This is a genomic window from Lentibacter sp. (assembly GCF_029254145.1).
In the GTDB taxonomy this organism is placed as follows: domain Bacteria; phylum Pseudomonadota; class Alphaproteobacteria; order Rhodobacterales; family Rhodobacteraceae; genus Lentibacter.
This window is the reverse complement of sequence record NZ_JAQWYD010000115.1, coordinates 1-12561: the sequence shown is the minus strand read 5'-3', so window position 1 is coordinate 12561 and position 12561 is coordinate 1. Positions and strand designations below refer to the sequence as shown.

At 57.0% G+C, this 12561-nt stretch carries 8 protein-coding genes and 1 rRNA gene; 3 read left to right on the top strand and 6 right to left on the bottom strand.

Translation table 11 applies throughout. The annotated features are described in order from the left end of the window. Positions 1-50: 50 nt before the first annotated feature. Together P8O11_RS13340 and P8O11_RS13335 are read right to left on the bottom strand one after the other, a co-directional pair. Positions 51-4514, bottom strand: coding sequence for a Hint domain-containing protein (locus P8O11_RS13340; RefSeq protein WP_300294908.1), 4464 nt, complete (start codon positions 4512-4514; stop codon positions 51-53). Between the two features lie 374 nt (positions 4515-4888). Continuing rightward, positions 4889-5650 (bottom strand): DUF1013 domain-containing protein, encoded by a 762-nt coding sequence (locus tag P8O11_RS13335; RefSeq protein WP_300294907.1) that lies wholly within the window; start codon positions 5648-5650, stop codon positions 4889-4891. 141 nt (positions 5651-5791) lie between these two features. Here P8O11_RS13335 and P8O11_RS13330 point away from each other — a divergent pair, with 141 nt between their 5' ends. Further along, entirely contained in the window at positions 5792-6427 is a 636-nt protein-coding gene (locus P8O11_RS13330) for a ribonuclease T2 (RefSeq protein ID WP_300294906.1), read from the top strand. A gap of 95 nt (positions 6428-6522) precedes the next feature. Here P8O11_RS13330 and P8O11_RS13325 read toward each other — a convergent pair whose 3' ends face one another. Next, positions 6523-7494 (bottom strand): NAD(P)H-quinone oxidoreductase, encoded by a 972-nt coding sequence (locus tag P8O11_RS13325; RefSeq protein ID WP_300294905.1) that lies wholly within the window; start codon positions 7492-7494, stop codon positions 6523-6525. A 10-nt stretch (positions 7495-7504) separates the two neighbouring features. Beyond that, positions 7505-8167, bottom strand: coding sequence for a COQ9 family protein (locus P8O11_RS13320; protein ID WP_300294904.1), 663 nt, complete (start codon positions 8165-8167; stop codon positions 7505-7507). A 103-nt stretch (positions 8168-8270) separates the two neighbouring features. On the opposite strand from P8O11_RS13320, the gene rpsU reads away from it, so the two are divergent. Further along, complete coding sequence (gene rpsU, locus P8O11_RS13315; RefSeq protein ID WP_089892716.1) at positions 8271-8477, top strand: 30S ribosomal protein S21; 207 nt, start codon at positions 8271-8273, stop codon at positions 8475-8477. A 90-nt stretch (positions 8478-8567) separates the two neighbouring features. Here rpsU and P8O11_RS13310 read toward each other — a convergent pair whose 3' ends face one another. Further along, entirely contained in the window at positions 8568-10961 is a 2394-nt protein-coding gene (locus P8O11_RS13310) for an FAD-dependent oxidoreductase (protein WP_300294903.1), read from the bottom strand. A 214-nt stretch (positions 10962-11175) separates the two neighbouring features. On the opposite strand from P8O11_RS13310, the gene yghU reads away from it, so the two are divergent. After that, positions 11176-12048: a glutathione-dependent disulfide-bond oxidoreductase gene (gene yghU / locus P8O11_RS13305; RefSeq protein WP_300294902.1), complete on the top strand. Its 873-nt coding sequence runs from the start codon at positions 11176-11178 to the stop codon at positions 12046-12048. Positions 12049-12296: 248 nt separating this feature from the next. Here the strand turns inward: yghU and rrf are convergent. Further along, positions 12297-12411, bottom strand: a 5S ribosomal RNA gene (gene rrf / locus P8O11_RS13300). Between the last annotated feature and the right edge of the window lie 150 nt (positions 12412-12561).

Here is a 12561-nt window from a genome sequence, read left to right as displayed (position 1 = left end):
CCCCGAGGCAACAGGGCGGCCCTTCTCACTGATCTGATAAGGCAGTCAGATCAGCCGAGCCGGAGCAGGCGGCTCTCGTGGGCTTTCAGGCAAAGGCGCGCGGTATCGCCATAAGCGCCTTCATGGCTGCGTAGCTCAGGGAAAAGCGAGAAGAGTTCTTCACGCGCGTCTTCCTCCACAGCGTTCAAGCCCGTGCCACCAGGGTAGAAGCTCTCGCTTGCTGCCCCTTCGGCATAGATGATCTCGTGTTGGTCAAACATGATGTGAACATAGGTCACTGTTCCACCATGCACCTCGGTCACGGTAGACCCGTTCACGAGATGTTTGGCGCTCGCCAGCACTTCACTCTCACCAAAGAGCAGCGAAGCTTCGACCCCCTGCATCAGCATCCTGTGCTGCGGCGAAACATAAAGCGCGCGCTCGTTTCCGATCACATGCGGATCAAAGCGGATCGGAGCCAAAGCACCCCGCGCAGGCACAGTCCGCTTGCCCACCCAACGAATGGGCTGCAAACCGTGATCACGCGTCACAACCAGATCGCCGATCTCCAGATCTTCAATCTCTCGGACACCACGCGGCGTGGCAATTCTTGTGCCTTCGGTGAAGCAACTGATGACGTTTTCGATCTCGTCAAAGTTAACAACCGTGCCGTCACCAAGAGTTGCAAAGCCCGACAGGCCGCCGCCAACGCCAGGGTCCGTGTTGGTATATGTGACATCGCCAAAACCGATAAGCCCGTTAAAGTCGAGCGTATCCCCAAGTGTCTCGGCCCCTTCGCCGCCAGTGATGCTGATCGAGCCGACGCCCGTCTCGTAGCTAGGCGAGGCTTCAAAGTAGTCATCACCGTCGCCACCCGTGGCCGTGTCGTTCTCGTTCACGGTGATCACATCGTTTCCAGCATCGCCAGACATAACGTCTGCACCGCCACCGCCACTGATGTTATCGTCACCATCACCGCCAATGAGCGTATCGCCCGCGCCACCTGAGTAGCCACCGCCATCAATCGAGTCGTTGCCAGCGCCACCGTCTACATAGTCTTCCCCGATAGAGGCTCCGATCACATCGTCGCCATCGCCTGCAAAGACAGTGTCTTGGCCATTTTGCGAATAGATCGTGTCGTTGCCTGTCCCACCGATGATATAGTCATCGCCGAGACCCGTTTGGAGCAAGTCGTCTCCTGTGCCACCATCAACAGTATCATCACCCGCGCCTGAGTAGACCGAGTCATTCCCCGCGCCCGCATCCACGGAGTCGTCGTTGTTTCCAGCCGCGTTGTCCAACCCGTCGATCATGTCGCCGTCAGGATCACCCGTATAGCTGGCACCGATGACATCGCTGCCTGCCGTGCCACTGACAATCTCGTCTGTGCCGGGAATACCCAGCGCCACAAGCGCGCTATAGCTGTCGATGCCTGCAGGGTCGACGCCAACCAGCGTAATGCTCTCGCCATTGGGGAAGCTGAGAATAGCGTCGCCCGTGCCGTCACCGTTGGTGTCGGTGACTGTCACGTCGAACACATTCACAGGGTTGCCGCCCGCGTCCGTCAGCCCGCTTACGTCAATCTGATCCTGCGGTGTAAAGGCGCCGCCGCCAAGCGGCGTTGGAGCTTGAAAGCCCGTGATCGTATCGTCGCCGTCACCGTCTTCCAGCACAACAGTGTCCACGTCTCCATCGCCTGCACCGACATCAAAGCTGTCATTGCCTGCCCCGCCGTCAACCGTATCCGCACCAGCGCCTGTCGAGACGTTTTCATCACCGCTCGAACCGATAACACTATCGTTTCCGCTCCCGAGCTCGACACTCTCGATCTCGCTGAAGGTCGAAACATCCGCACCGCCACTTGAAGTCAGTGTGCCGCTTTCGGCATCTGCGCCCGTTCCGTTCGCCGTGAAATCAAGCACTGCATCAACAGTCAGACCATTGGCGCGCAGGGTGTCGTCATCAAGCCCGGTTTCGCCACCAATAACGGTGTCGTTCCCCGTGCCTGTTTCGTGCCAGATAATGTCATCATCCGCGCCACCAGACAGCGTATCGTTGCCCGCCATACCATTGAGAATGTCCGAGCCATCAGAGCCAAGAACACTGTCATCGCCGAGGCCGCCGAAGATCAAGTCGTCGCCTTCCCCGCCGTCAATCGTATCAACACCAGCGCCACCGTCGATCACATCATCGCCAATCTCACCGTGAATCTCGTCTGTGCCTGCGCCGCCAAGAAGCGTGTCATTGCCGTCATTGCCATAGATTTCATCGTTGCCAGCTTCGCCCAGAACGCTGTCGTTTCCGAAGCCGGCGACGACGGTGTCATCACCACCACCCGCCGTAACCACATCATCCTGAGACCCATCGGCGGCATCCGAATTGTCGATCATATCGCCCTGGGGGTCGCCAACATAGGCGGTATTGATAAGTTCGCCCGCTGCCGTGCCTTCAACAATATAGTTGGGCGTCAGGTCCACCGCTGGCAGGTTGAGAATTTCGATCTCGGCGAAATTCACCGTGATCCAGTTGCCCGCAGCGTCCCGTACCTCGACACTGCCAGAGGTGCTGTCCGTGTCGGCATCTGTCGTCTGCGTCAGGTTGCGGAACGCATCCCAGCTGCCAAGGTTGAGCGTGTCAAAGTCGTTGCCGTTCGTGCCGCCGTCAACCGTCACAGTCGCGCCGTCAGCATAACCGCCTGCAACCACAACAATGGTGTCCGCATCATCGCCCGCATTTACAGTGTCATCGCCGCTGCTCAGCGAGATGAAATCCGCACCCGCGCCACCGCTGATCGAGTCATCTCCCGCACCGCCATAGAGAGCATCAACGCCCGCGCCGCCCCAGATACTGTCGTTGCCATCGCCGCCAATAAGCGTGTCGTCACCGGCCTCACCGTCAATATTGTCATTGCCGGTGTTGCCCCAGACGCTGTCATTGCCATCGCCGCCGTCTACGTCATCATCGCCTGTGCCAGCGTCGATCGAATCCGCGCCGCTGCCGCCGCTCAGATAGTCTGCATCTGCACCGCCAGAAAGCGTATCTGCACCAGCACCGCCATAAAGCAAATCCGCGCCCGCCTGTCCAAAGAGCTGGTCGTTTCCATCATTGCCATAAACAAGGTCGTCATCTGCACCCGCATAGACAGTGTCATTGCCCGTGCCGCCGACAAGCGTGTCGTCGCCCCAGTCACCAATAATCTGATCATCGCCCGCCCCGCCGTCGATGCTGTCAGCGGCAGCGCCTGCTTGCCCATCGTCGCCGTCCAGGGTGTCGTTGCCTACACCCCCAAGAATCGTGTCTGATCCATCCGAACCAAAGACAGTATCATCCCCCGCGCCCGCAACCACGCTGTCGTTGCCGGCACCGGCAACAATGCTGTCGTCGTTCAAGCCGTTAGAATGGTCATTGTTGTCAACACGGTCGCCATGAGGGTCGCCAATGTATGCGCCATCAATCGTATCATCGCCCGCCGTGCCTTCAACAATGTAGTTGGGCGGGTTGAGCGAGGTTGTGATCGTGGCCAGACCTGTCGAGGCGTTGCCCGCCGAATCGACCGTGGAATAGGTGAACTGGTTGGTCCCGAGGTCACTGTCGGTCAGCACTGTTACAGTCATATCCGGATTGAGCGTGATCTGCTCGCCAGAGGGCAACGTGACCACATCTCCGACATTCACCGCCACATTGTTGATGTGGGCGATCGTCAGAGCATTGCCGTCAATGTTGATGTCATTGGCGAGGATGTCATAGGTTTGAGTCGCGTTCGGAAGCTGCTCAAGCTGGTCACTTTCAGCAATCGAGATCGTCTGGATCGAGTTGCCCATAATCAGCAGATTGGAGTCATATGCCGAGTCGCCACCATCGCCGATACCGATGCGAATCGTGTTTGACGGGCCCGCATTCACGGGCGCAACGATCGAAAGCACGACCGTGCCACCGTCCATTTCCGTGTTGTAAATGTCCGAGGTGGCAAGGTTGTCTACATAGAGGTTCGAGGCGACATTGTTGTTGATCGTGTCGATCGTCACGTTCTGGCTAGAGCCGTCCGCAAGCGTGAGTGGCACATAGGTCCCGTTCACCCAGATACCCATCGCATCATTTACGCCACCGTTGACGTATTTCAGGTACTCTTCGGAGGTGAAGACAAACTGCATCGTCAGCAGATCGCCCTGCGCAATGAATGTCGCATCAAAAAATGCGCCATCCTGTGTCGCCTGTCCCGATACTGCGTTGAGCTCCGTGTCCCCATCCACTTCACCAACACCAGTATGATTGGTTGTTGTCCCGGCCGAGGTGTTCGTATCGGTCGTGCCTGAGCTGTTGGTGAAGTCTGCCGCATTGCCTGTCGACAGGATCACCCCTGTGTCAGACTGTGTCAGGCTGCCAAGCGTCGAAAGCCCTCCGGTGAATGTGCCCGATGCATCAGCCGCCCCCGTGTAGGTGGCGGACTGGATCGTTATGCCGTTTCCGAACATGGCATTGGCCATATCCATCGCGGAGGCAGAAGTGTTCAGCGTCAACTCGTTTGCATTTGGCATGCGATACCCTCAACAGAAAAATCGACGCAGTTTCACGTCATGTTGAGGGCGGTTATCCCTTAGGAACCCGCCAGAGATATGATCGAAATGGGATAATTTTGTGCTCGGCTGCGCTGGCTACGGTATTGTTTATCATGCAGATTTTACTGTTTCTTATGTCGAAACAGTCGCGCAGAGTCCGTTGTATACATATCCGAAACATAGCATCTCAACGCGTCTGGAAGGGCTATGCCAATACTCAGCGCGGGCGAAATGGGGCCAGAACGTGACATTGCCGGCTTTGGCAGGCCGTCTTGTGCCGCAGAGGCTCACCCACAAAAAAACGCCCGCAGCAGGGCTGCGAGCGTTTGAAGCCTGCCATAACGGCTGGCGCTTTAGCGGTCGTTGTCGTCTTCGTCGTCGCCATCATCGTCTGGAAGGTTAAAGAAGCTGTCCGCATCACGCGAGCTGTCGTGCTTGTCTTCTTCCTCGTCGTCATGTCCGCCAAGCGTAAATGTCTCAAGACCTTCAATCGCTGTGGGCATTCTCGGCTCAGAATCCATACCAAGGCTCTGCTCGGTGCTGACGAGCTTGCGGCGCTCATCGTCGTTCATGACTTCGCCGCTTGCCGCTTTCTTCGCCGCTGCTTTTTGCACAGCCGCATCGAGCTCGGACTGCTTGCACAGACCAAGAGCAACAGGGTCAATCGGGTCAATATTGGCGATATTCCAGTGCGTGCGCTCGCGGATCGCCTGAATAGTTGGCTTGGTTGTGCCCACAAGCTTGGAAACCTGAGCGTCTGTCAGCTCTGGGTGGAACTTTACCAACCAGAGAATAGAAGCCGGACGGTCCTGACGCTTGGAGAGCGGCGTGTAGCGCGGCCCACGGCGCTTTTCCTCGCCCACGGCCGAGGCGTTGAATTTGAGCTTGAGCTTGTGCGTAACACTCTCTTGCGCTTTATCGATCTCTTCCTGCGTAAGCTGGTTGTTGGTGATCGGGTCAAAACCCTTAACGCCTGTGGCCACATCACCGTCGGCAATGCCCTGCACTTCGAGCTCGTGCATGCCAACAAAGTCAGCAATCTGCTTGAAGCTGATTGTTGTATTGTCGACCAGCCAAACGGCCGTGGCTTTCGCCATAATTGGTTTGTCAGACATATTCGCCTCCATCAAAAAAACACGCGTCCCATACAACTTTCCCGTGCCCTTGAAGGGGCGAGCCTTTGGAAGGGCTCAGGTTACCGTTGTCGGGGAACTTGAGCGCTATATACTGGCCCATGAAACATAAGGAAAGAGTGAATGTTGTTGCGTGCTTTTGTTGGCTTTCTTCTTCTCGCGAGCGCCGCGGCCGCCAAAGGCGAGCGCACAGGAGAATTTGACTATTATGTCATGGCGCTCTCATGGTCGCCCAATTGGTGCGCCCTTGAAGGCGCGGCCAAGGGATCCCCTCAATGCGACACCAAGGAAGACCACGGCTGGGCGCTGCACGGCCTTTGGCCACAATATCACCGCGGCTGGCCCTCTTTCTGCCCAACACCTGAGCCTCGGCCCCAACGCAGCCTGACAAACACTATGGCCGATATCATGGGCACATCTGGACTCGCTTGGTATCAGTGGAAAAAACACGGCGTCTGCTCTGGCCTCTCTGCGCGCGCCTATTACGACCTCTCACGCAAAGCCTACGAGAGTGTCGTGCGCCCACCTGTCTTTCGCAAACTCAACAAAACGATAACGCTCCCCGCATCCGTTGTCGAAGACGCATTTCTCAAGACCAACCCATCCCTGAGCCGCGACATGATCACCATCACATGCCGCGCAGGCCATATTCAGGAAGCGCGGATTTGTCTGAGCAAAGACTTGTCCCCCGTCCCCTGCGGGCGCGATGTTTCACAGGATTGTTCATTGAGTGATGCGGTGTTTGAGCCCGTGAACTGAGAAGGTATTGCGCTGCGGCTTCGCTGCAACGCGGTGGCGAGAGGGGCTTTGCCCCTCTCATGCTCTCCCCAAAATATTGTTAGAAAGAGGAAACCCTAGGCCACCTTCAGCACAATCTTTCCGATATGCGTGCTGCCTTCCATACGGGCATGGGCCTTGGCGGCATCTTCAAGCGCAAATTCCTGATCCATCACTGGAGCAACGCGCCCCATGTCAAGCAGGGGCCAGACTTGCTCACGCAGCTCATCCGCGATCTTTGCTTTGGCAAGCTCGGACTGCGGGCGCAATGTGCTGCCTGTGAGTGTCAGGCGCCGCGCCATGATCTGGGCGAAGTTCAGCTCGACTTTAGGCCCCGTCAGAAAAGCAATCTGCACCAAACGGCCATCATCGGCCAAGGCGCGGATGTTGCGCGGGATATATTCGCCCCCCACCATATCAAGGATCAGGTTTGCGCCGCCCTCGGCCTTGAGCACCTCGACAAAATCTTCGTTCCGATAATTCATCACCCGCTCAGCGCCTAACGCACGGCAGGCATTCGCCTTGTCTTCATTTCCCACCGTTGTGAACACCCGCGCACCAAAGGCGGAGGCAAGCTGGATCGCGGTTGTGCCAATCCCTGAGGAGCCGCCATGCACCAAAAAACGCTCGCCTGCTTTGAGGCCACCGCGCTGAAACACATTGGTCCAGACGGTGAAAAACGTCTCTGGCAAACAGGCTGCTTCCTTGAGGCTCATGCCTTTTGGCACAGGCAGGGCATGGGCGGCAGGTGTCGTAACATATTCTGCATAGCCGCCGCCCGGAAGCAGCGCACAGACCTTGTCGCCCACGGCCCATTCACTTACGCCTGCGCCAATCGCGGCCACTTCGCCGCTTGCTTCGAGCCCCGGCAGATCGCTCGCGCCCTTGGGCGGCGCATAGGCCCCTGCACGTTGCAGCGCATCAGGACGGTTTACCCCGGAATAAGCCACTTTGATCAGGATTTCGCCATGGCGCGGCACAGGACGCGCGCGCTCGGCCAGCTTCAACACCTCAGGCGCACCCGCCTCGGTTATTTCTATAGCACGCATCGTCTGTTCCTTATTTCTTTACCGCACCTGGCATATCCATCATGGACCTGGGCGCACGCACCGCAGCTGTGACACGGCCCAAAATGTCGCCAAAAAGCTTGTTCTGCCCCAAAGCGTGCTTGGCTTTTTCGATCTTCATAACATCGCCAATGCGCCGCTCAAGAAAAGCCCATGTCGCCTCGTGCCCCTCGCTCGTATCTCCAAGCCAGTACAGCACGGCCGAAGAATACACCCCCGAGAGCGTCGCGCGCTTGGTGTACCAGTTGAGATCCTCCGAAGTGTCGCCAAGCGCCTCCCAGATGGCGTCACAAGTCTCCCAAATGAGCCGCGCGCCTTCGGGTGCAAAACTCGGCAACGCAAAAAGCGTCGCCCCACGGCGCACCAGCTCCTTGTCTTCCACCGCCTCAAGGCGGTAGCGCACAGCCACCGCCACGCGCGCGGAATAGCGCATCTCCTCCAGATCAGCCTGCGCCAGCCGCGTGAGCATCCGCTCATCACCGCGCTTGTGGTAAGCCACAGCAAGGTCCACCGCCCCTCGCGGGCAAAGCCCATGGGCGAGCGCGGGCTCAAGCTCCGACTCGGCAACAGCCGCCTCAAAACTCGCCTCACTCCAGCCGTCAAACGGCACATGAGCAAGCGCTGCATCGAGCAATTTGTCTTTCAAATCAGCCATATTCGCCTCCTCCCCCCACACTAGACAAAACCATAGGGCTTTGCTATACGCCACCTTCCTGCAAATCCTTGCAACTTCAAACTAGAAAGGTGGTGAAAACCACATGCAGGTTAGTGTTCGCGACAATAACGTCGATCAGGCGCTTCGTGCCCTGAAGAAAAAGCTACAGCGTGAGGGTGTTTTTCGCGAAATGAAGCTCAAGCAGCATTTCGAGAAACCGTCCGAGAAAAAAGCACGCGAGAAAGCTGAAGCTATCCGCCGTCAGCGCAAGCTGGCGCGCAAGAAACTCCAGCGCGAGAACGGGATGTAATCCATCCCCTCGATCTCAGAGCTTCTCTGACACGAAAAAGACAATTGCCCCCGTAGCTTCGGCTTCGGGGGCTCTTTTTTGAGCGCGCGGTTAATGCGCCCCCTCAAGCCGGCGCATCGGCGCAACTGTGGCCTGTACAACCTTGCCCAAGACATCGACACTCAGGCTTTGGCCCTCTTGGTCCAAGCCGCGTTCCACAAAAGCGAGCGCAATATTGGCGCCCACACGGTGGCCCCAAGCACCAGTCGTAACGGTTCCAACAACCCGCCCGTCCAGCATAACAGACGCGCCGCCATGTGCGGGCGCCTCTTTGGTCTCAAGCGTAAGGCTCACAAGTTGCACCTTTGGCTCATGCGCGATCAGCGCTTCTTTACCGATGAATGCCTTATCCATCGACACAAAGCGCTCAAGCCCCGTCTCATAAGGGCCAAATTCAGTGATCAGTTCTGATTTCCAGTGCATAAAGCCCATCTCAAGGCGCATCGCCTCGACAGCTCGGCTGCCAAAGAAGCTCATACCATGCGCTTCGCCCGCGTTGCGCAGCGCCGTGTAGGCTGCCATCAGGCTTTGGTTAGGCACATGGATTTCATAAGCCAGCTCGCCCGAGAAGCTCACCCGCATCACAACAGCAGGCGCGATTCCCACATGCGCCTCGCGCACGGCCAGCCACTTGAAGGCCTCGTCTGACCAGTCGCCGCGCGCTGCACTCGAGAGCACATCGCGCGCTTTCGGCCCTGCGATCACAAGGATCGTCATATCGTTTGTCAGCGAGCGGATCTGCACATCCTCATCTGCCCCTCTATGCTGCATGAGCCAGTCCATATCGTGATACTCAGCCGCCGCAGCCGAGCCAAACCAGACCCGCCCGTTCGGCAGATTGGCAATCGTGGCCTCGCCTTTCACCATCCCTTGATGGTTAAGCAAGTAACTCAGCCCCACACGTCCCTCGCGGCGCTGCAAGCGTCCACATGTCATACGATCAAGGAAATCATGCGCACCAGAGCCAGTGATCTCAAAACGGTTGAACCCGCTCACTTCGGTCAGCCCAACGCCGCTCTGCACCGCCCGCACCTCAGCGCCGATCACCTCTTCAGCATTGGTAAAGCGAAAGCTGTGCTCTTCCTCAAATTCAGGAGTCGGCTTGATGTATTCGAGCCGCTCCCAGCCGTTGACGAGGCCAAAGTGGCCGCCCTCTGCCGCGAGCACCGGCGTCAAAGGCGTGGTTTTCATAGGCCGTCCCGCTGGCCTGTGCTCATGCGGATAATGAAAGCGGAATTCGTTCTGATAATCTTCAATCGCCTTCAACGCCGTCAGCTCGACGCTGGCGTGCCCCGTAAAGCGGCGCGGATCAATGCACCAGGTGTCGTAGCATGCCTCGCCATGCGCAATCATCTGCGCCAAAAGCCAGCCATGCCCGCCGCCTTCACCAAGCCCCGCGCGCAACCCCGTAATACAAAACGCATTGCGCTTGTTCGGGATCGGCCCGACAAGCGGCGCGCCATCAATCGTATAGGTGATCGGCCCGTTGACGATCGTGTGAATTCCCACCTCTCCAATCGCAGGCATACGCGCCATCGCACCCTCAAATGTCTCAATCACCCGCTCAGGATCATCAGGGCAAAGTGCGTTGGTAAAGTTCGGGTCAATCCCGTCCATGCCCCACGTCTTGCAGTCCTGCTCGTAAAATCCGATCAGCAGACCGTTCTTTTCCTGACGCGAGTAATAGTCGCTGATCGGGCAGCGAATAAGCGGCATCCGGTGGCCCGCCTCCTCTATGGCCTTGATCGGCTCGGTCAGGAAATACTGATGCTCCATGCTGGCGACAGGCAGGATCGCCCCCATCATCGCGCCGATCTCGTTGCAGCGGTAGCCACCTGCATTGACGATGATTTCAGCCTCTATATCGCCCGCCTCTGTGCGCACAATCCAGCTGTCATCCGAGCGCTGCGTCAGCCCTGTCACGGGGCGGTGACGGATCACCCGAGCTCCCGCGTTACGTGCCCGTCTCGCCAGCGCCTGGCAGAGCTGGGCTGGGTCAATATCTCCATCCAGCGGGTCCCAAAGCCCACCAACAAGCCCATCGGTCTCCAGAAGTGGATGCCGCCGCGCACATTCGGCAGCATCAATCACCTCAAATTCAACACCCATTCCCCGCGCCATAGAGGCAAAGTGGCGATACGCCTCCATTTGCGCCTCGGTCTCTGCAAGCCTGATACCGCCGTCAGCATGGTGGTAGTTGATTGGATACTCTGGATCTTCAGACAGCTCTTTATAGATCGCAATCGAGTGTGACTTGAGGCCCACCATGGTCTGGTTCATGCCAAAGTTAGTGACCTGTGCCGCCGAGTGCCACGTGGTCCCGCTAGTAAGCTCGTCACGCTCAAGCAAGATCACATCCGTGACCCCCTCCAGCGTGAGATGATATAGTGTCGAGCAGCCTGCAATCCCGCCACCGATCACAACAACTTTCGCCCGCTCACTCATGTGTCGTCTCCTATATCTCTCATCGCAAGACAACACGTATCCGCCCCCTGCGCGCAATGGGGCATCTTTTGTTTTTCCAAAACGCGTTTCCCCGCTTCGGCTTTTCAGAAAATCACACCTGCGTCAGCGCACAAGCTCCCTGCACTTTTGGCCCTGTTATCCCGAGAATTTTGGACTACGTTCAAAGAACGGTATCCAAAACAGGACAAATGACATGAGCGACACGTACATCCCCCCCAAAGTCTGGACATGGGAGAAAGAAAGTGGAGGAACCTTCGCTTCGATCAACCGTCCCATCGCCGGTGCAACTCATGACAAAGAGCTTCCCGTGGGTAAACACCCTTTGCAGCTTTACTCTCTTGCCACGCCCAACGGCGTCAAGGTGACGGTCCTTTTGGAGGAGCTCCTTGCTGCTGGCCACACTGAAGCAGAATATGATGCCTGGCTAATCAACATCGGCGAAGGCGATCAATTTAGCTCTGGCTTCGTTGAAATCAATCCGAACTCAAAGATCCCCGCGCTGATGGATCACTCTGTCACGCCGCCCCGCCGCATGTTTGAAAGTGCCAGCATCATGCTGCAACTCGCCGAAAAGTTTGGAGCCTTTATCCCCAAAGACGCCACTGCGCGCGGCGAAATGCTCAACTGGCTCTTTTGGCAAATGGGCAGCGCACCCTATCTCGGCGGCGGTTTCGGCCACTTCTATGCCTATGCGCCCGAAAAGTGGGAATACCCCATCAACCGTTTCGCGATGGAGGTCAAACGCCAGCTCGATGTGCTTGACCGTCGCTTAGCCGAAAACGAATTCCTCTCGGGCTCCGACTATACAATCGCCGATATGGCCAACTGGGCTTGGTACGGTCAGCTCGTCCTAGGCCGCCAATATAACGCTGCCGAATTTCTTGATGTCGCCTCCTACAAAAACGTCCTGCGTTGGGCCGAAGCAATCGATGCGAGAGAGCCAGTACAGCGAGGGCGAATGGTCAACCGCGCTATGGGCGAGCTCTCAAGCCAGCTGCGCAATCGTCACGATGCCTCCGATTTTGACACGATGACCCAAGATAAGATTGAAGCAGCTGAGAGCTGAGCGTAAATCTCACTGGCGCAGAATACACCAACTGCGGCGATATCCCTTTTTAGTGAAAGGGGTGTCGCTGCAACGCGTAGAGCGTCAGCGGCTTACAACCCTAATCGGTCTCATCGCATATATATTGTTTTAATTTTGTTATGTTTTTTTACGTAAAAAGCACCCTCGAGGGGTGCTTATTATTTATGAGACATTCGTAAGAGAGATATCTAGTCGCCTCGCGGCGTTTCCATGATAGGCTTTATTAGGTTTGGCGGTGACCTACTCTCCCACACCTTAGGATGCAGTACCATCGGCGCAACAGCGCTTAACGGCCGGGTTCGGAATGGAGCCGGGTGTTTCGCTTGTGCTATGACCACCAAACCAAAAAAAGCCTATCAAAATTCCAAGTCAAGTCATCTTATGTGATGTATGCTGATGTCCAGATAAAAGCCTAGCTTTTACTGGATCAAATCAAGCCTATCGGACCATTAGTACCAGTCAACTGAATGCATTGCTGCACTTACATCTCTG